Source organism: Bacillus sp. LJBV19, from assembly GCF_017797845.1.
Lineage (GTDB): Bacteria > Bacillota > Bacilli > Bacillales > Bacillaceae > Bacillus > Bacillus velezensis.
On record NZ_CP072563.1, the window covers coordinates 1621260 to 1641477 of the forward strand.

Annotated in this window: 23 protein-coding genes; all 23 read left to right on the forward strand. The window is 45.9% G+C overall.

Annotation, left to right across the window (positions count from 1 at the left end; translation table 11 throughout):
* Positions 1-8 precede the first annotated feature (8 nt).
* The 23 genes from ffh to fliE all read left to right on the forward strand — a co-directional run bounded on the left by ffh (position 9) and on the right by fliE (position 20190).
* A complete protein-coding gene (ffh, locus tag J6600_RS08090) occupies positions 9-1349 on the forward strand; it encodes a signal recognition particle protein (protein ID WP_007409763.1) in 1341 nt (446 codons plus the stop codon).
* Between the two features lie 105 nt (positions 1350-1454).
* A complete protein-coding gene (gene rpsP / locus J6600_RS08095; RefSeq protein WP_003154296.1) occupies positions 1455-1727 on the forward strand; it encodes a 30S ribosomal protein S16 in 273 nt (90 codons plus the stop codon).
* On the forward strand, positions 1727-1972 hold the full coding sequence (locus J6600_RS08100) for a KH domain-containing protein (protein WP_045926116.1): 246 nt from the start codon (positions 1727-1729) through the stop codon (positions 1970-1972). The genes rpsP and J6600_RS08100 overlap by 1 nt, the downstream gene beginning before the upstream one ends.
* 90 nt (positions 1973-2062) lie before the next feature.
* On the forward strand, positions 2063-2449 hold the full coding sequence (locus J6600_RS08105) for a YlqD family protein (RefSeq protein ID WP_003154291.1): 387 nt from the start codon (positions 2063-2065) through the stop codon (positions 2447-2449).
* Positions 2450-2453: 4 nt separating this feature from the next.
* Positions 2454-2978 (forward strand): ribosome maturation factor RimM, encoded by a 525-nt coding sequence (gene rimM, locus J6600_RS08110; RefSeq protein ID WP_072176999.1) that lies wholly within the window; start codon positions 2454-2456, stop codon positions 2976-2978.
* Positions 2975-3706, forward strand: coding sequence for a tRNA (guanosine(37)-N1)-methyltransferase TrmD (gene trmD, locus J6600_RS08115; RefSeq protein ID WP_022553353.1), 732 nt, complete (start codon positions 2975-2977; stop codon positions 3704-3706). The genes rimM and trmD overlap by 4 nt, the downstream gene beginning before the upstream one ends.
* A 140-nt stretch (positions 3707-3846) precedes the next feature.
* Entirely contained in the window at positions 3847-4194 is a 348-nt protein-coding gene (gene rplS / locus J6600_RS08120) for a 50S ribosomal protein L19 (RefSeq protein ID WP_003154288.1), read from the forward strand.
* A 142-nt stretch (positions 4195-4336) separates the two neighbouring features.
* On the forward strand, positions 4337-5185 hold the full coding sequence (gene ylqF, locus J6600_RS08125) for a ribosome biogenesis GTPase YlqF (protein WP_007611396.1): 849 nt from the start codon (positions 4337-4339) through the stop codon (positions 5183-5185).
* Positions 5186-5257: 72 nt separating this feature from the next.
* Positions 5258-6025, forward strand: coding sequence for a ribonuclease HII (locus J6600_RS08130; RefSeq protein WP_007611398.1), 768 nt, complete (start codon positions 5258-5260; stop codon positions 6023-6025).
* 16 nt (positions 6026-6041) lie between these two features.
* The gene (locus J6600_RS08135; protein WP_209388231.1) at positions 6042-7745 is read left to right on the forward strand and encodes a glycosyl transferase; all 1704 of its coding nucleotides are present in this window, start codon (positions 6042-6044) and stop codon (positions 7743-7745) included.
* Positions 7742-8023 carry a FlhB-like flagellar biosynthesis protein gene (locus J6600_RS08140; protein ID WP_014417762.1) on the forward strand — a complete coding sequence of 94 codons (282 nt, stop codon included), beginning with the start codon at positions 7742-7744 and terminating at the stop codon, positions 8021-8023. The genes J6600_RS08135 and J6600_RS08140 overlap by 4 nt, the downstream gene beginning before the upstream one ends.
* A 174-nt stretch (positions 8024-8197) precedes the next feature.
* A complete protein-coding gene (gene sucC / locus J6600_RS08145; RefSeq protein ID WP_003154283.1) occupies positions 8198-9355 on the forward strand; it encodes an ADP-forming succinate--CoA ligase subunit beta in 1158 nt (385 codons plus the stop codon).
* Positions 9356-9383: 28 nt separating this feature from the next.
* Positions 9384-10286 (forward strand): succinate--CoA ligase subunit alpha, encoded by a 903-nt coding sequence (sucD, locus tag J6600_RS08150; RefSeq protein WP_209388232.1) that lies wholly within the window; start codon positions 9384-9386, stop codon positions 10284-10286.
* Positions 10287-10350: 64 nt separating this feature from the next.
* Entirely contained in the window at positions 10351-11250 is a 900-nt protein-coding gene (gene dprA, locus J6600_RS08155) for a DNA-processing protein DprA (RefSeq protein ID WP_209388233.1), read from the forward strand.
* A gap of 181 nt (positions 11251-11431) precedes the next feature.
* Positions 11432-13507, forward strand: coding sequence for a type I DNA topoisomerase (gene topA, locus J6600_RS08160; RefSeq protein WP_014417765.1), 2076 nt, complete (start codon positions 11432-11434; stop codon positions 13505-13507).
* Positions 13508-13571: 64 nt separating this feature from the next.
* Entirely contained in the window at positions 13572-14879 is a 1308-nt protein-coding gene (trmFO, locus tag J6600_RS08165; RefSeq protein ID WP_209388234.1) for an FADH(2)-oxidizing methylenetetrahydrofolate--tRNA-(uracil(54)-C(5))-methyltransferase TrmFO, read from the forward strand.
* A 69-nt stretch (positions 14880-14948) separates the two neighbouring features.
* Positions 14949-15866 (forward strand): tyrosine recombinase XerC, encoded by a 918-nt coding sequence (gene xerC, locus J6600_RS08170; RefSeq protein ID WP_007409774.1) that lies wholly within the window; start codon positions 14949-14951, stop codon positions 15864-15866.
* A 15-nt stretch (positions 15867-15881) separates the two neighbouring features.
* Complete coding sequence (gene hslV, locus J6600_RS08175; protein WP_014417767.1) at positions 15882-16427, forward strand: ATP-dependent protease subunit HslV; 546 nt, start codon at positions 15882-15884, stop codon at positions 16425-16427.
* Between the two features lie 16 nt (positions 16428-16443).
* Complete coding sequence (gene hslU, locus J6600_RS08180) at positions 16444-17847, forward strand: ATP-dependent protease ATPase subunit HslU (protein ID WP_017417774.1); 1404 nt, start codon at positions 16444-16446, stop codon at positions 17845-17847.
* Positions 17848-17884: 37 nt separating this feature from the next.
* Positions 17885-18664, forward strand: a complete 780-nt coding sequence (gene codY / locus J6600_RS08185) for a GTP-sensing pleiotropic transcriptional regulator CodY (RefSeq protein WP_209388235.1) — start codon at positions 17885-17887, stop codon at positions 18662-18664.
* 353 nt (positions 18665-19017) lie between these two features.
* Positions 19018-19407: a flagellar basal body rod protein FlgB gene (flgB, locus tag J6600_RS08190; RefSeq protein ID WP_003154260.1), complete on the forward strand. Its 390-nt coding sequence runs from the start codon at positions 19018-19020 to the stop codon at positions 19405-19407.
* Positions 19407-19859 (forward strand): flagellar basal body rod protein FlgC, encoded by a 453-nt coding sequence (flgC, locus tag J6600_RS08195; protein ID WP_003154259.1) that lies wholly within the window; start codon positions 19407-19409, stop codon positions 19857-19859. Before flgB ends, flgC begins: the two co-directional genes overlap by 1 nt.
* 10 nt (positions 19860-19869) lie before the next feature.
* The gene (gene fliE / locus J6600_RS08200) at positions 19870-20190 is read left to right on the forward strand and encodes a flagellar hook-basal body complex protein FliE (RefSeq protein WP_007409777.1); all 321 of its coding nucleotides are present in this window, start codon (positions 19870-19872) and stop codon (positions 20188-20190) included.
* Positions 20191-20218 lie beyond the last annotated feature (28 nt).

Sequence of the window (20218 nt, forward strand, 5' to 3'; positions counted from 1 at the left end):
GGCAAACAATGGCATTTGAAGGATTAGCCGACCGACTGCAAAAGACGATTTCAAAAATCCGCGGAAAAGGAAAAGTCAGCGAACAAGACGTAAAAGAGATGATGCGTGAAGTTCGTCTTGCGCTTCTTGAGGCTGACGTTAACTTTAAAGTCGTAAAGGATTTTGTGAAAAAAGTAAGTGAACGGGCTGTCGGACAGGACGTCATGCAGAGTCTGACACCCGGTCAGCAGGTTATTAAAGTCGTAAAAGAAGAGCTTACCGAGCTGATGGGCGGCGAAGAAAGCAAAATTGCCGTCGCCAAACGCCCGCCGACCGTTATTATGATGGTCGGGCTCCAAGGTGCCGGTAAAACGACAACCACGGGGAAGCTTGCCAACCTGCTGCGCAAAAAACATAATCGCAAACCGCTGCTCGTGGCTGCGGATATTTACCGCCCCGCCGCGATTAAACAGCTGGAAACACTGGGGAAACAGCTTGATATGCCGGTCTTTTCGCTTGGCGATCAGGTCAGCCCGGTGGAAATTGCCAGACAGGCGATTGAAAAAGCGAAGGAAGAGCATCATGATTATGTGATTTTAGATACCGCCGGACGGCTGCATATCGATCATGAACTGATGGATGAGCTCTCCGGCGTAAAGGAAGTCGCAAATCCTGAGGAAATTTTCCTTGTCGTCGACTCAATGACCGGTCAGGATGCGGTAAACGTCGCCAAAAGCTTTAATGACCAGCTCGGTTTAACGGGTGTCATTTTAACAAAGCTTGACGGGGATACCCGCGGAGGTGCGGCGCTTTCTATCCGCGCGGTCACCGAAACGCCGATTAAATTCGCCGGAATGGGAGAAAAGCTCGATGCTCTTGAAGCGTTCCATCCTGAACGGATGGCATCCCGGATTCTCGGAATGGGTGACGTGCTGACGCTGATTGAAAAAGCTCAGGCGACCGTTGATGAAGACAAAGCCAAAGAGCTTGAGCAGAAAATGAGAACGATGAGCTTCACATTGGATGATTTTCTGGAGCAGCTCGGCCAGGTCCGAAACATGGGGCCTCTTGACGAACTGCTGCAAATGATGCCCGGCGCAGGCAAAATGAAAGGCTTAAAAAACATCCAAGTCGATGAAAAACAGCTGAATCATGTGGAAGCGATCATTAAATCAATGACTGTTCTTGAAAAAGAACAGCCGGATATCATTAACGCCAGCCGGCGGAAGCGGATTGCCAAAGGAAGCGGAACATCCGTTCAGGAAGTCAACCGTCTTTTAAAGCAGTTTGAGGAAATGAAAAAAATGATGAAGCAGATGACCAACATGACAAAAGGGAAGAAAAAAGGCTTTAAATTACCTTTTATGTAATCGGTTATACATGATAAAACCGTTGTTAAGAAAAAACACTTTACAAACACTTTTATCATTGTTAATATACTATCTTGTTGAAATATTTTCGGAGGTGCTAGTAAAATGGCAGTAAAAATTCGTTTAAAACGTATGGGAGCAAAAAAATCTCCTTTCTATCGTATTGTTGTAGCAGATTCTCGTTCACCGCGTGACGGCCGTTTCATCGAAACAGTCGGCACATACAACCCGGTTGCAAAGCCGGCTGAAGTGAAAATCAACGAAGAGCTTGCTCTTAAATGGCTTCAAACAGGAGCTAAACCTTCTGACACAGTCCGCAACTTGTTCTCAAGCCAAGGAATTATGGAAAAATTCCACAACGCTAAACAAGGCAAGTAATGACTGATCAGAACTTGGAAGATTTGATTGTCAGCATTGTGGCTCCGCTTGTCGACCATCCGGAAGACATAATGGTCACAAAGGAAGAGACTGATCAAAAGATTGCGCTGCGCTTATCTGTCAATAAGTCAGATACCGGTAAGATTATCGGAAAGCAAGGCCGGACTGCAAGAGCGATTCGAACCGTCGTTTTTGCAGCTGGCGCACAGTCTTCTAAGAAAGTTCAATTTGAAATATTTGACTGAAAAAGGGAGAGGGCCGGCACCTCCCCTTTTTTTACACGTAAAAAAGGCAAATGAACAGAAATATGTTGGAAGAGTGGGGAGTCTGGTCCTATGCAGATTATTCACAGGGTAACCGTTATGCAGGTTCTGACCGAGCAAAGCAAGGAAAAGCTTTTGGCCTCTTTTGCAGAAAAAAAGCAAACGCTTGAACGAGAATGCAGCCAGCTCTATTTTCAGCTTAGAAAACATGAAAAAGATCAGCAGAATCCCGATGTAGCGGAATCTTTTAAAAAAGCCATTGAAAAAAGACAAGACAAAATCAAAATGATCGATTTCCAAATAAGCCAGACAGAGTCGCTCCCGCTTGGAAGCGAAGTGAAGGAAAAGGAGATCGATGCGCTGCTTTCAATCAACGTCGGTGATAACTGGCATGAAAAAACAGCGGCAAATACCATCGTCATAAAAGACGGGGTAGTAATTGAAATCCGCCCGAGGTGATAATATGACAAACAGATGGTTTAATGTAGGCAAAATTGTAAATACCCACGGCATTAAAGGCGAAGTGCGGGTCATTTCTAAAACGGACTTTGCCGAAGAACGGTACAAGCCCGGCAATACGCTTTATTTGTTTGCGGAAGGGGCTGCGGAGCCTGTCAAAGTAACGGTCAGCGCCCACAGGCTTCACAAGCAGTTTCACCTGCTGCAATTCAAAGAAATGCCGAGTCTCAATGAAGTCGAGCACCTGAGAAACATGGTGATCAAAGTCCCTGAAGAAGACTTGGGAGAGCTTGAAGAAGATGAATTTTATTTTCATGAAATCATCGGCTGCGAGGTTGTGTCAGAAGACGGGGAACTGATCGGCACAGTGAAGGAAATCTTGACGCCCGGGGCTAATGACGTATGGGTGGTTGCAAGAAAAGGCAAAAAAGATGCGCTCATTCCGTATATTGCTTCTGTGGTAAAGGATATTAATATAAATGAGAAGAAAATTAAGATTCATGTAATGGAAGGGTTAATAGACGAATGAAAATCGACTTTTTAACACTGTTTCCCGAAATGTTTCAAGGGGTGCTCGGCTCATCCATTCTGCAAAAAGCACAGGAAAAAGAGGCTGTCCGTTTTGACGTCATCAATTTCCGGGCTTTTTCGGATAATAAACACCAAACGGTTGATGATTACCCGTACGGCGGGGGAGCCGGGATGGTGTTAAAGCCGCAGCCCGTATTTGATGCGGTTGAAAAGCTGACAGCCGGTACGGACGCCAAGCCGCGCATTATTCTCGTCTGCCCGCAAGGTGAGCGTTATACGCAGAAGAAAGCCGAGGAGCTGGCGGAAGAGGAACATCTCATGTTTATTTGCGGACATTATGAAGGGTATGATGAACGGATCCGGGAACATCTTGTCACTGATGAAATCTCCATCGGGGATTTTGTGCTGACCGGGGGAGAGCTCCCTGCCATGATGATCGCCGACAGCGTTGTCAGGCTTTTGCCGGGCGTCCTCGGAAAAGAAGCATCCCACGTGGAGGATTCCTTCAGCACGGGGCTTTTAGAGCATCCGCACTATACGAGGCCTGCAGATTATAGAGGCTTAAAAGTGCCTGAGACCCTTCTGTCCGGCAACCATGCCAAAATACAAGAATGGCGCAATAAAGAATCAATCAGAAGAACCTTTTTAAGACGTCCGGATCTTCTTGAAAACTATCCTCTCACTGATGAGCAAAGAAAATGGATTTCCGAGTGGGAAAACGAATAGATTCTATTGCGCAGGCGATGAAGATATGATAAGATACTACTTGTGGCTTAAGGAGGCTTATCCTTCAGAAGCTTGAAAACGATGTTCCGCTGTGCCTTGCAGTTGTGGCCAAGAGCATCTGTTGGAAGGAGTTGAAAACGATGCAAAAACTAATTCAAGATATCACAAAAGAACAGCTTCGCACTGATCTTCCTGCGTTCCGTCCTGGTGACACTTTACGTGTACACGTAAAAGTTGTTGAGGGTAACCGTGAGCGTATCCAGATCTTCGAAGGTGTTGTGATCAAGCGTCGTGGTGGTGGAATCAGCGAAACGTTCACAGTTCGTAAGATTTCTTACGGTGTTGGCGTTGAACGTACATTCCCTGTACACACACCAAAAATCGCGAAAATCGAAGTTGTACGTTACGGTAAAGTACGTCGCGCTAAGCTTTACTACCTGCGTGAACTTCGCGGAAAAGCGGCTCGTATTAAAGAAATCAGACGATAATGATAACGAACGAAAAGAGCTTGTTACCCGTAACAGGCTCTTTTTTTATATGAAATTTGTAAAAGCAGAACAAGCAACGTAAAATACATAAGAGATCATCGGAACATCCGGTTCCGGTAAATAAGGCAGGTGTCGAAGTCACATGACCATTCAATGGTTCCCGGGCCATATGGCTAAAGCGAGACGGGAAGTAACAGAAAAACTGAAATTAATTGATATCGTATACGAATTGGTGGATGCGAGAATCCCGATGTCATCGAGAAATCCGATGATTGAGGAGATTTTAAAAAATAAGCCGCGCATTATGCTTTTAAATAAAGCCGATAAGGCGGATGCGGCTGTGACTGCCCAGTGGAAGGACCACTTTCAGGAACAGGGCATTCCCTCTCTTTCAATAAACTCCGTTAACGGGCAGGGACTGCATCAAATCGTGCCGTCCTCGAAAGAGCTGCTGAAAGATAAGTTCGATAAAATGAAAGCAAAAGGCATTAGGCCAAGAGCAATCCGCGCATTAATCATCGGCATTCCGAATGTCGGCAAATCTACGCTCATTAACCGGCTGGCCAAGAAAAACATTGCCAAGACGGGAGACAGGCCCGGCATTACCACTTCACAGCAGTGGGTAAAGGTAGGCAAGGAATTAGAGCTGCTCGATACACCGGGAATTTTATGGCCTAAATTTGAAGATGAGCTTGTCGGCTTGCGCCTGGCGATCACCGGGGCGATTAAAGATACGATTATCAACCTGCAGGATGTGGCCGTCTTCGGGCTGCGCTTTCTGGAAGAGCATTATCCCGACCGCTTGAAGGAGCGCTACGGACTTCAGGAAATCCCTGAGGATATCGCCGCTCTTTTCGACGCGATCGGTGAAAAACGCGGCTGTTTGATGGGCGGCGGAATGGTTGACTATGATAAAACAACGGAAGTCATCATTCGGGACATCCGGACGGAAAAATTCGGCAGGCTTTCATTTGAAACACCATCAGAATAAAGACGCGCAGCGATGCGGGTCTTTATTTTTTCCGCAGAATACCGATATACATAATGTAAGGGAGAAGAGAACGTGAATACATTAACCGTAAAAAGCGTAAAAGAACGCCTGCAAGAGGTCAGGGACGAAAGCGACCCCTTCCTTGCCCAATGTGAGAAAGACCCGAGAAAAAGCGTACAGACGCTTTTAGAGCAATGGCTGAAAAAGCACGCGAAGGAAAAAGCTCTTAAAGAGCAATGGCTGAACATGACGGCATACGAAAGACTGTCATCCAAAAAGGGCTTCCGCCTGATTGCGGGTGTTGACGAAGCCGGAAGAGGGCCGCTTGCCGGACCGGTTGTCGCCGGCGCCGTCATTTTGCCGGCAGAATGCGAGATTCTCGGTCTCACGGACTCGAAGAAATTGTCGGAAAAGAAGCTCGAGGAGTATTACAGCCGGATCACGGAAGAAGCGGCGGCTGTAGGAGTCGGCATTGTCCATGCGGACGTCATTGACCGGATCAACATTTATGAGGCCGCGAGACTGGCGATGGTAAAAGCCGTCAATGCTTTAACGGAAACACCTGATTATCTGCTTGTTGATGCCATGACCCTTCCGCTTGACATTCCGCAGTCATCAGTTATAAAAGGGGATGCCAAAAGTGTGTCAATTGCCGCCGGAGCCTGCATAGCAAAAGTAACGCGGGACCGTCTCATGGCTGAGTACGCCAAAACCTACCCCATGTATGGCTTTGAAAAAAATAAAGGCTACGGAACGAAAGAACATCTTGAAGCTCTTCAGGCATACGGACCGACAACTATTCACCGAAAAACGTTCGCTCCCGTTCAATCTTATTGTTAGAAAAGAGGCTTAAGACATGAACATAAGCGGCGAAATCCAAGCGGCTTTCAGACAGCTGACGGCGGAAATCCCTCCGGACCGGCAAGACGGCGGTAAAGACAGCGGCGCTCAAAGGCTGCTGTTAGGGAAGGTTCTCCGTTTGCTGGACGATCAAAGCGCCCTTATCCAAATCGGCGGCCGGACGATGCAGGGAAAACTTGAAACCGCCCTTCGTCCGCAGGCGTATTACTGGTTTTCTTATGACAAACAGCCGGCGGAAAAAACGGGCCGGCTTCATGTCATTGACCAATTCGAAGGAAGCCCGAAAACCGTTCAGGAAGCGGCGGGAAGACTGTTAAACGCTCTTTCTGTCAAACCGGGCCCTGTGTCTCTGCAGATTGCCGAAACATTTATGCAGCAGAAGCTGCCGATGACGGAAAACAGCCTCAAAGCTTGCATCCGCTGGGCTGAATCGCTTCCGGCCGCCGAATTGAAAAAAGCGGCGGAAACAATCGTATTTGCGCTGAAACGGGAACTGCCCGCACATCCGGAAGTCTTGTCAGCCATTCATGCCGTTAAATATCCGGTTCCGGCCCGTCGCCTCCTCTCAGGACTGCTTCAGGCAATCAATCAGGCTCCGCAATCGGCAAAAGAGCTGTCTGTGCTCAAAGAGGCGGTTTCTGACGTGTTAAACGCGGAAACGGATCTACATGCAGAACGTCTCTTGAAGAAGCTTGCCGAGGCTGCACGCATGCCGATCTCAGAAACCGGGCTGATGGATGAAGGAGAACGGACGGAATCAAAACAATCACTATTTGTCCGAGAGACTCGTGAAAACGGAAAGGCAGTCTCAAGCCAACCTTCTCCTCCGAGTGCACGGACAGATCCGGAACTGCCTGAAAAAACGGCAAAACAGATTATAGAGAAATTAATGACATCGGCAGAAAAAACTGAAAACCGTCCCGTAAAAGTAACGGCGGAGATCATTAAGGCTTTCATTTCTCAAGAAAAAACATTTAAAACAGCACCTGTTCTTCAAAACGCACGTCTGACAGAACAGGAGGCGGCTGTTTTCGAAAAAGCCGTTCAGCTCACCGAATTGAAATATGCGGAAAAACATGATGTATTAAGCCTTTTGCAGAAAATCAAAAAAGGACTGGGCACGCGTGATGAATTATCATTTATTACAGCGCTTGAAAAAGGCATGTCTCCGCAGCCGGAGAAACAAGCGCTGAAAACAGCCCTCCAAGCCGTCCGGACGCTTCAAGAAGCGCCCCAATCCGTTAAACAAGAGGCGGAACCGCTTATTCATAAATTAAACGGCCAGCTGTTTATTGAGCAGCATAACCCTTCTTTTACGCAGATGGTACTGTCATTTCCGCTGGGAGCGTCCGCGTATGAGAATGACATCACAGTTCTCTTTAAAGGACGGAAGAAGCCGGACGGAAAACTCGATCCGTCACATTGCAGGCTCCTGTTTTTGCTGCATCTTGAAACACTGCAAGAAACCGTTGTGGACTGCATGATTCAGCAAAATGTAATGACCATTACGGTTGAGACTGATTTTGAGCTTCAGGCGGCCATCGACCCTCTCGTACCGGCTTTAAAAGAAGCCGTAAAAGAAACGGGCTTCAGCCTGTCAGGCGTCACGGCTAAAAAACGGCGCCCGAAAGACCAGAGCGCTCTTGTGGAAGAGTTTATAGAAAAAGACGGCGGAAGAAAAGTGGATGTGAAAATATGAAAGAGCAAACGCCGTTAAGAAGAGCTGTCGCCCTGCATTACGACCGGCAGAAAGACCAAGTTCCAAAGGTTGTCGCAACAGGCAGAGGGCACGTGGCGGAAAATATTATAAAAGAAGCTGAGAAGGCTGGGGTCCCCATTCAGGAAGACAGAACCCTTGTCGAATTAATGCGCCATTTGACGGTTGACGATCAGATACCGGAGGCGCTTTATGAAACCGTTGCCGAAATTTTTTCATTTGTTTACAGACTGGACGAAACCCTGAAAAACGAAAAATAAGGACCATTCATTTCCCGGACTCCGTTTAAATTTATATTTTCAATAAAATAAAAGTTAGAATGTTTGGAAGGATATAAAGATTTTGTTTTGAACCCTAGACAATTCTTCCAGTATTATATAGAATGAAAGCGCAGTCTATTTTTAGTTTTGCTACATAAGTTAGGAGGATGGGAAATGAATATCCATGAGTACCAGGGAAAAGAAGTCCTCAGAAAATACGGGGTGTCTGTTCCTGAAGGTAAAGTGGCTTTTACAGCAGAGGAAGCAGTTGAAAAAGCAGAGAGCCTGTCAAGCTCGGTTTATGTCGTAAAGGCGCAAATCCATGCTGGCGGCCGCGGCAAAGCTGGTGGGGTAAAGATTGCAAAAACAAAAGATGAAGTGAAAGAGTATGCCGAAGAACTGTTAGGCAAGACGCTCGTCACACATCAAACGGGTCCGGACGGACAAGTAATAAAACGCTTACTTATTGAAGAAGGCTGCGATATTAAAAAGGAATACTATGTCGGGCTTGTACTTGACCGCGCTACTTCAAGAATCGTTTTAATGGCGTCTGAAGAAGGCGGAACGGAGATTGAAGAAGTAGCGGAAAAAACACCTGAAAAAATTAAAAAAGCGGTAATTGATCCGGCTGTCGGCCTTCAGGGCTATCAGGCAAGGGAAATTGCATTCGCAATTAACATCCCGAAAGAGCTTGTCGGCAAAGCCGCTAAATTTATGCTCGGCTTATATAAAGCATTTGTTGAGAAGGACTGCTCCATCGCCGAGATCAACCCTCTCGTCGTTACGGGGGACGGAAACGTCATGGCGCTGGATGCTAAGCTGAACTTCGACAGCAATGCGTTATACAGACAAAAAGACATTATGGAATACAGAGATTTAGATGAAGAAGATCCGAAAGAAATCGAAGCGTCAAAATACGATTTAAGCTACATTTCCCTTGATGGAAATATCGGCTGCATGGTAAACGGCGCGGGTCTTGCAATGTCTACAATGGATATCATTAAACACTACGGCGGAGAACCTGCAAACTTCCTTGATGTCGGGGGCGGCGCAACCGCAGAAAAAGTGACGGAAGCTTTTAAAATCATTCTTTCCGATCAAAACGTAAAAGGAATTTTCGTTAATATTTTCGGAGGCATCATGAAGTGTGATGTCATCGCCGAGGGCGTTGTTGAAGCGACGAGACAAGTCGGATTGACATTGCCGCTGGTCGTGCGCCTTGAAGGGACAAACGTAGATTTAGGAAAGAAAATCCTGAATGAATCAGGCTTAAACATCACATCTGCGGAATCAATGGCAGACGGCGCACAGAAAATCGTATCCTTAGTTTAGGAAAGAATGAAAGGCAGGGGACCAGATAATGAGTGTTTTTATCAATAAAGATACAAGAGTTATTGTACAGGGGATTACAGGTTCTACCGCTTTATTTCATACAAAGCAGATGCTGGAATACGGCACGAATATCGTTGGCGGTGTAACACCTGGAAAAGGCGGAACGGAAGCGGAAGGCGTACCGGTATTCAATACGGTCGCAGAAGCGGTTCATACAACGGGCGCTGATGCGTCAGTTATTTACGTGCCGGCTCCGTTTGCGGCGGACGCAATTATGGAAGCGGTTGACGCGGAAATTGATCTTGTCATTTGTATCACTGAGCACATTCCGGTTTTGGACATGGTGAAGGTGAAGCGCTTTATGGAAGGCAAGAAAACGAGATTAATAGGGCCGAACTGCCCGGGTGTTATTACACCTGAAGAATGCAAGATCGGCATTATGCCGGGATACATTCATAAAAAGGGCCATGTAGGCGTTGTATCCCGTTCAGGAACATTGACATACGAGGCCGTCCATCAGCTTTCAGAAGCCGGCGTAGGCCAATCTACCGCTGTAGGGATCGGCGGCGATCCGGTCAACGGCACGAACTTTATTGACGTGTTAAAAGCGTTCAATGAAGATCCAGAAACACATGCCGTCATCATGATCGGAGAAATCGGCGGCACAGCTGAAGAAGAAGCGGCTGAGTGGGTGAAAGCGAACATGACGAAGCCTGTTGTCGGCTTTATCGGCGGTAAAACCGCGCCTCCGGGAAAACGCATGGGCCATGCGGGCGCCATTATCTCCGGAGGAAAAGGCACGGCAGAAGAAAAAGTCAAAACGATGAACGCCTGCGGAATTGAAGTCGCGGAAACCCCTTCTGTAATGGGTGAAACGCTGATTAAGGTGTTGAAAGAAAAAGACTTATTTGAAACGTGCAAAACGCACTGATCGAAGCAGGGGCAGCCGTAACGGCTGTTCCTGTTTTTGCTGAAAAAAGAGGAGGTTGCCAGATTTGGATCAAGCATTGCGCTGTTTAATGGTCTGCAGTATTAATCAAATCATTTCCCCGTCTCTTCTATTAAAATGGTGGAAAGCTGATCACTCTCTGTCTTTTTTACCGGATCCGCATCCATTAACTGTTTTATCAGAAGGGAAAACAGCCCCGGAAGCAATTTTTCGGGAAATAGAGCGCAAGGAACCGGAACTTGATGAAGTTCTGTCCGATTACCGCCGCAAAGGCATTACTGTCATTCCGATTTCATCAAGCCGTTATCCAACATGGCTTAAAGCGATTTATGATCCGCCGGCTGTCTTGTATGCAAAAGGGAACACGCTGCTTCTTGAAAAAGGCAGAAAAATCGGGATTGTAGGAACGCGGAAACCGACGGAAGACGGAATAAAAGCGGCTGGGCATCTTTCCGCCGAACTCTCAAAAAAAGGCTGGGTCATTGTAAGCGGGCTTGCATCCGGTATAGACGGATTGTCTCATAAGGCGAGCATCAGGGCAAAAGGGCTTACGATCGGCGTGATAGCCGGCGGATTCCATCATATCTATCCCCGGGAAAATCTCCTGTTAGCAGAATACATGGCTGAACACCATCTCCTACTCTCAGAACATCCTCCTGAAACAAAGCCGAAAAAATGGCACTTTCCGATGAGAAACCGCATAATCAGCGGACTAAGTGAAGGAATTGTGGTCGTGCAGGGAAAAGAAAAAAGCGGTTCATTAATCACAGCTTACCAGGCCCTCGATCAAGGCAGAGAGGTATTTGCCGTTCCGGGTTCCATATTTAATCCATATTCCGGAGGACCTATAAAACTCATTCAAGAAGGGGCGAAAGCTGTATTATGCGCAGAGGATATTGACGGAGAGCTGACCGCCCGATGCGTTCAGTATACGGAACCCTTTTGAAATATCGTTTGACAAACGGTATTGTAATATTTAATAATAGTGAGGATTTAAAGTTGCACATTATTTTCATGTATAAAATGACGTTCATCATAAAGAATGAAATGTTGAAAGCCATAAAAAGGCAGCTCTAAAATGAATTGATACTTGAAAAGAGAGAGAACACCTCTTGAGGGGGATGAAAATGTCTGATTATCTAGTCATCGTGGAATCGCCGGCAAAGGCGAAAACGATTGAACGTTATTTAGGGAAGAAATATAAAGTCAAAGCTTCAATGGGACATGTCCGGGATCTTCCGAAAAGTCAAATGGGAGTTGACATCGAACAGAACTTTGAACCGAAATATATTACGATCCGCGGAAAAGGCCCTGTTTTAAAAGAATTAAAAACAGCGGCAAAGAAAGCAAAAAAAGTCTATCTCGCGGCCGACCCCGACAGAGAAGGGGAAGCGATTGCATGGCATCTCGCACACAGCCTTGATCTGGATCTCAGCTCGGACTGCCGGGTCGTCTTTAATGAAATAACGAAAGACGCCATTAAAGAATCATTTAAACATCCGCGCATGATTAATATGGATCTTGTCGATGCGCAGCAGGCGCGCCGCATACTAGACAGACTCGTCGGATACAAAATAAGCCCGATTCTTTGGAAAAAAGTAAAAAAAGGCCTCAGTGCGGGCCGTGTGCAATCCGTTGCGCTCCGGCTGATCATCGACCGGGAAAAGGAAATCAACGACTTTAAACCTGAAGAGTACTGGACGATTACCGGCTCATTTTTAAAGGGAAAAGAGACGTTTGAAGCCGGATTTTTCGGGAAAAGCGGCAAAAAGCTTCCTTTAAAAAGTGAAGAAGACGTAAAAGCCGTCCTTGCTCAGCTGAAAGGGAATAAGTATACAGTTGACAAGGTTACGAAAAAAGAGCGCAAACGAAATCCCGCTCTGCCGTTTACAACGTCCACTCTGCAGCAGGAGGCTGCCAGGAAGCTGAATTTCAGAGCGAAGAAAACGATGATGATCGCTCAGCAATTATATGAAGGAATTGATCTCGGCAAAGAAGGAACAGTCGGGCTCATCACGTATATGAGAACGGACTCAACGCGGATTTCCAATACAGCCGTTGAAGAAGCGTCAGCTTTTATTGATCAGGCGTACGGAAAAGAGTACTTAGCGGGAAAACGGAAACCGGCAAAGAAAAATGAAAACGCTCAAGATGCCCACGAAGCAATCCGCCCGACTTCGGTGCTCAGAAAACCTGCCGACTTAAAAGCGGTGCTTGGAAGAGACCAGCTCAGATTATACAAGCTGATTTGGGAGCGCTTTGTTGCAAGCCAGATGGCGCCTGCCGTCCTTGATACGATGAGCGTCGATCTCAGCAATAACGGATTGACATTCCGGGCAAACGGAAGTAAAGTCAAATTCGCCGGCTTCATGAAAGTCTATGTAGAGGGTAAAGACGATCAGCTGGAAGAAAAAGACCGCATGCTTCCGGACCTTAAAGAGGGAGATACGGTTTTATCGAAAGATATTGAGCCTGAGCAGCACTTTACTCAGCCGCCTCCGCGTTATACAGAGGCGCGCCTGGTTAAAACACTTGAAGAACTGGGGATCGGCCGTCCTTCGACATATGCGCCGACTCTTGACACCATCCAGCGCCGCGGTTACGTGGGATTAGACAATAAACGGTTTGTGCCGACTGAGCTTGGGCAGATCGTGCTGGATCTTATCATGGAGTTTTTCCCGGAAATCATCAATGTTGAATTCACGGCTAAAATGGAAAGAGACCTTGACCATGTTGAAGATGGCCAGACAGAATGGGTTCAAATCATTGACAGCTTCTACACCGACTTCGAAAAACGCGTGAAAAAAGCGGAAGCCGAAATGAAAGAAGTGGAAATCGAACCTGAATACGCCGATGAAGATTGTGAATTATGCGGCTCCCGGATGGTTTATAAAATGGGCCGATACGGCAAATTTATGGCGTGCTCCAACTTCCCTGACTGCCGGAATACAAAACCGATTGTCAAACAAATCGGCGTAAAATGTCCTAAGTGCCATGAAGGAAACATTGTCGAACGAAAATCAAAAAAGAAACGCGTCTTTTACGGCTGTGACCGTTATCCTGAATGCGACTTCGTATCTTGGGACAAACCGATTGAACGAAAATGCCCGAAATGTGAAAATATGCTCGTAGAGAAAAAGCTTAAAAAAGGCATACAAGTCCAATGCGTCGAATGCGATTATAAGGAAGAACCACAGAAGTAGCGGTGAGCAGAGCCTTGCTCACCTTCTTTGTGTGGAAGGGACAAACAACAGGAGATGAAAAGAAATGAACCAGCAAACAGTTAATGTAATCGGAGCAGGCCTTGCCGGAAGTGAAGCGGCATGGCAGCTTGCAAAACGAGGAATTCAAGTGAAACTATATGAAATGCGGCCCGTCAGGCAGACGGCAGCCCATCATACTGATAAATTCGCCGAACTGGTATGCAGCAACTCCCTCCGTTCAAATACACTCGCCAATGCGGTAGGCGTATTAAAAGAAGAAATGCGGGCGCTTGACTCGGCAATCATTCAATCTGCTGATAAATGCTCGGTTCCGGCCGGAGGAGCGCTTGCCGTTGACCGTCATGAATTTGCGCAAAGCGTGACGGATCTCGTGAAAAACCATCAGAACGTAACGGTTCTTACTGAGGAAGTAACAGAGATTCCGGAAGGCCCGACGGTTATCGCGACCGGACCGCTTACGTCAGAATCGCTTTCACAGCAGCTGAAAGAGCTCACGGGAGAAGAGTATCTGTATTTTTATGACGCGGCGGCGCCGATTGTCGAAAAAGACAGTCTTGATATGGAGAAAGTGTACTTAAAATCCCGTTATGACAAGGGAGAAGCGGCGTACTTAAACTGCCCGATGACAGAGGAAGAGTTCGACCGTTTCTATGAAGCATTGACGACTGCTGAGACGGTACCTTTAAAAGAATTCGAGAAAGAAATCTTCTTTGAAGGCTGCATGCCGATTGAAGTCATGGCGAAAAGAGGCAAGAAAACAATGCTGTTCGGACCGATGAAACCGGTCGGACTGGAAGATCCGAAAACAGGCAAGCGCCCTTATGCAGTCGTTCAGCTCAGACAGGATGATGCGGCGGGAACGCTTTATAATATTGTAGGTTTTCAGACACATTTAAAATGGGGAGATCAAAAAGAAGTGCTTAAACTGATCCCCGGCCTTGAAAATGTTGATATCGTCAGATACGGCGTCATGCACAGAAACACATTTATCAACTCGCCGAGCCTTTTGAACCCGACATATCAATTTAAACAGCGGAACGATCTGTTTTTCGCGGGCCAAATGACCGGCGTAGAGGGTTATGTTGAATCTGCCGCTTCAGGTCTTGTAGCGGGAATCAATGCCGCCAAACTTGTGCTCGGTCAGGATCTTGTGACATTCCCGCAGGAGACGGCGATCGGAAGCATGGCTCACTACATTACGACGACAAATCAGAAGAACTTCCAGCCGATGAATGCAAACTTCGGCCTCTTAAAAGAATTGCCTGTAAAAATTAAAAACAAAAAAGAACGAAATGAAGAATACGCTAAACGCGCAATTGAGACTATTCAAACTATTTCGAAAACGATATAGCTTTTCATTGCAACTTCGATGCATTATATGATACCATTTAAAAGCCCTTCGGAGAGGGAGGTCTTCATAATGACTGAGAATGTTAACTTTTTTTTAAAGTTATTCGTTGAATATTTACAAATTGAAAAAAATTATTCACAATATACTATTGTGAATTATGTTAATTCGATTGAAGAATTTGGGATGTTTCTGCATGCTCAAAATATAAATGGAATGAAAGAAGCTGCATATCATGATGTGAGAATATTTTTGACAGAGGCTTATGAAAAAGGCCTGTCAAGAAAAACAATCAGCAAGAAAATTTCAGCTTTGAGAAGCTTCTATAAATTTTTAATGAGGGAAAAGCTTGTTGAAGAGAATCCGTTTCAGCTTGTTCATCTGCCGAAACAAGAGAAACGGATTCCGAAGTTTCTTTATGAAAAAGAACTTGAGGAACTATTCGCTGTTTCAGACAGAAGTCAGCCGTCAGGGATGCGCGATCAGGCCCTGCTTGAGCTTCTTTATGCGACCGGAATGAGGGTCAGTGAGTGCTGTACGCTTACTGTCGGCGATCTTGACCTGTTCATGGATACGGTGCTCGTTCACGGGAAAGGCAAGAAGCAGCGCTATATCCCGTTCGGCTCATATGCCCGTGATGCGCTGGAGCTGTATATCAACAGCGGAAGGCAGTGCCTGCTTGAAAAAGCAAAAGAGCCTCATGATGTGCTGTTTGTCAATCAAAGAGGCGGCCCGCTGACCGCCAGAGGAATCCGGTATATTTTAAGCGGGCTTGTAAAAAAAGCATCCGGCACTTTACATATACACCCGCATATGCTTCGGCACACGTTTGCGACTCATCTGCTGAATGAAGGGGCTGATTTAAGAAGTGTCCAGGAGCTTTTGGGCCATTCCAATCTGTCTTCTACGCAGATATACACGCATGTATCGAAGGAAATGCTGAGAAACACATATATGTCCCACCACCCGAGAGCTTTTAAAGAAAATTAAAAGGAGGCCCTTCTCATGTCATCTTTTCATGCGACAACGATTTTTGCCGTCCGGCATAACGGGAAAAGCGCTATGTCAGGAGACGGCCAGGTCACATTCGGTCAGGCTGTAGTCATGAAACATACCGCGAGAAAAGTGAGAAAGCTGTTTAACGGAAAGGTTCTGGCCGGATTTGCGGGATCTGTTGCAGACGCTTTCACACTTTTTGAAATGTTTGAGGCGAAGCTTGAAGAATACAACGGCAATTTAAAACGTGCGTCGGTTGAGCTTGCGAAAGAATGGCGCAGCGATAAAGTGCTGCGTAAGCTGGAAGCCATGCTGATTGTCATGAACCAGGATACCTTGCTTCTCGTATCGGGAACAGGTGAAGTGATTGAGCCGGATGACGGCATTTTGGCAATCGGCTCCGGCGGAAACTACGCCCTGTCAGCAGGAAGAGCGCTGAAAACCTATGCCGGAGAGAATCTGTCCGCCAAAGATATTGCAAAAGCCGCTTTGAAAATCGCGGGCGAGATTTGTGTGTACACAAACGATCAGATCATTTTGGAAGAACTTGAATAGAAAGGACTTGAGGCGCATGGAAAACAAACCGTTAACACCGAGACAAATCGTAGATCGGTTGGATCAATACATTGTAGGACAGCAGGATGCGAAAAAAGCTGTCGCCGTGGCATTAAGAAACCGCTATCGCAGAAGTCTTCTTGATGAAAAACTGAGAGACGAGATCGTTCCCAAAAACATCCTGATGATGGGCCCGACCGGGGTGGGGAAAACAGAGATCGCCAGACGGATCGCCAAGCTTACCGGTGCGCCATTTATAAAAATTGAAGCGACAAAATTTACAGAAGTCGGCTATGTAGGCAGAGATGTTGAATCAATGGTCAGAGACCTCGTTGAGACATCCGTGCGGCTCATTAAAGAAGAAAAAATCAGCGAAGTGAAAGAACAGGCTGAAGAAAATGCAAACAAACGTATAGTGCGGCTTCTCGTTCCGGGAAAGAAAAAACAAGCGGGTGTGAAAAATCCGTTTGAAATGCTTTTCGGAGGAAGCCAGGCGGCAAATGATGATGAAACCGACCAGCAGGAAGAAGCAAGCCTTGAAGAGAAAAGAAAGCGCATGGCGCATCAGCTCGCATTGGGAGAGCTCGAAGACCATTACGTCTCCGTAGAGGTGGAAGAGCAGCAGCCGTCGATGTTTGACATGCTGCAAGGCTCCGGGATGGAGCAGATGGGCATGAATATGCAGGATGCGCTGAGCAATCTGGTGCCAAAAAAGAAAAAACGCCGCAAAATGACGGTCAGAGAAGCAAGGAAGGTTCTGACCAATGAAGAGGCAGGCAAATTAATCGATATGGATGAAGTCGGCCAAGAGGCCGTGTTAAGAGCTGAAGAGGGCGGCATTATCTTTATTGACGAAATAGATAAAATCGCAAAAAACGGAGGGGCTTCTTCCTCAGCAGATGTATCGAGAGAAGGCGTTCAAAGAGATATCCTTCCGATTGTCGAAGGATCTACCGTCGTCACGAAATACGGCTCCGTCAAAACAGATCACGTGCTGTTTATCGCAGCCGGGGCATTCCATATGGCCAAACCGTCTGATCTGATTCCGGAGCTGCAGGGCCGCTTTCCGATTCGTGTAGAATTGAGCAAACTGACGGTAGATGATTTTGTGAAGATTCTCGTCGAACCCGATAACGCGCTGTTAAAACAATATCAGGCTTTATTGCAGACAGAAGGTATATCTCTTGAATTTTCTGACGAAGCTATTCGTAAGATCGCCGAAGTGGCTTATCATGTGAATCAGGATACGGACAACATCGGAGCGAGAAGGCTTCACACGATATTGGAACGTCTCTTGGAAGACCTGTCGTTTGAAGCGCCGGACGTAACGATGGAAAAAGTAGCCATCACGCCGCAATACGTTGAAGAAAAGCTCGGAACGATTGCAAACAACAAAGATCTAAGTCAATTTATATTGTGAAAATTTAATAAGAGGAATTCTAGGAGGATTATTTATCATGGCTTTACTACAAAAAACACGAATTATTAACAGCATGCTGCAGGCTGCGGCAGGCAAACCCGTAAACTTTAAAGAAATGGCTGAAACGCTTCGTGACGTCATTGATTCTAATATTTTCGTCGTCAGCCGCAGAGGAAAGCTTTTGGGCTACTCTATTAATCAGCAGATTGAAAATGAACGCATGAAAAAAATGCTTGAAGACCGCCAGTTCCCGGAAGAGTACACGAGAAATCTGTTCAATGTTCCGGAGACGTCTTCAAACCTTGATATCAACAGCGAATACACGGCGTTTCCTGTGGAAAACAGAGACCTGTTCCAAGCGGGCTTAACAACGATCGTGCCGATCATCGGCGGAGGAGAGAGACTGGGCACGCTGATTCTGTCCCGTCTGCAGGATCAATTTGAAGATGATGATCTCATTCTTGCTGAATACGGAGCAACCGTTGTAGGAATGGAGATTTTAAGAGAAAAAGCGGAAGAAATCGAAGAAGAGGCGCGAAGCAAAGCAGTTGTTCAAATGGCGATCAGTTCTCTGTCTTACAGTGAACTTGAAGCGATTGAGCATATCTTTGAAGAGCTTGACGGAAACGAAGGCTTGCTTGTGGCAAGTAAGATTGCGGACCGTGTCGGCATTACGCGTTCAGTAATCGTTAACGCGCTGAGAAAACTGGAAAGCGCAGGCGTCATTGAATCCAGATCACTGGGAATGAAGGGAACGTACATTAAAGTTCTGAACAACAAATTCCTTATTGAATTGGAAAACCTTAAATCTCATTAAGACAAAAGCAGGATCCCTGAAAATGGGGGTCCTGCTTTTTTTATGGACAATAGGTGAAAAGTTGCAGTTTAAAGTTGCTTATTGGAATCTGATCTGAGATAATCCATCTTGCTGTGTGAAAAAAGGAGGAAGATACAGAAATTCTGCTATTTTCAGTCTTATATTAAACAAATCCTTGTAGTACAAATATTCTAGGACTTAATACCCACATGCAAAATAGATATAATTGAGCACTTTTTTTTAGCCTAACTTCATAGACTTTAAGCCTGTTATTTCTTACAATAAGCATATGGTTTTACAATTCTCGACAAGGATTTTTAGGAGAAAAATATCTGAAATGGAGGTAAGTGGATTTGGACTTATTTTCTGGAACTATACAAAATCTTGAGAATGCCTTGGGGAGAGCGGACATTAAGCAAAAAGTCTTAACTAATAATATCGCCAATATAGATACACCGAACTATAAGGCAAAAAAAGTCTCTTTCCGAAATTTGTTAGATCAGGAAACATCCAATCTTGAGGCTGTAAAAACCGACTATCGGCACGTTGACTTTACGGGTTCGGGGGACGATTATTCTATCGTGTCCAGCAGTGATACATCGTACCAGCAAAACGGAAACAATGTCGATATCGACAAAGAAATGACAGATTTAGCCGAAAACCAAATTAATTATCAGGCTTTGGTTGAAAGAATGAGCGGCAAATTCAATTCTCTGAAAACCGTCTTGACAGGAGGAAAATAATGAGTGGCTTTCAAAGCTTAAATATTTCGGGTTCCGCTTTAACTGCACAGCGTGTCCGGATGGACGTCGTATCGTCCAACCTGGCCAATATGGATACAACGAGAGCGAAGCAGGTAAATGGCGAATGGGTGCCTTACAGAAGAAAGCTGGTATCTCTCCAATCCGGAGGCGAATCATTTTCGTCCCTTTTACATTCCAAGATGAACGGAACAGGAAGCGCGGGAAATGGCGTAAAGGTATCTGGTGTTACGGAAGACCCGTCCGCTTTTAACCTCGTTTATGATCCGGAGAATCCTGATGCGAATAAAGACGGATATGTACAAAAACCAAATGTAGATCCATTAAAGGAAATGGTGGATCTTGTCAGCAGCACGAGATCATATGAAGCAAACGTAACTGCATTAAACGCCTCCAAAGGCATGCTTTTGAAGGCTTTAGAAATCGGAAAGTAAGGTGATGTAAGTGGTTAACGCTATTACTCCTTTTCAGCTTCAACAAACCCAAAACACTCAAAACGTAACGAATCAATTAAACCAAACTCAAAAAACTGATTCTTCAAACCAAACAAGCTTTTCGGAGCTTTTAAAAAACTCTATTGATTCGTTAAATGAGTCACAAGTGAAATCTGACCAAATAACGAACGAACTGGCTGCAGGAAAGGATGTAAACCTTGACGAGGTCATGATCGCTGCCCAAAAAGCAAATATTTCTCTGACGGCCGCTACCGAATTCCGCAATAAAGCCGTGGAAGCCTATCAGGAGATCATGAGAATGCAGATGTAGTGGTCAGATTGAAGAGAATGACTGGAAT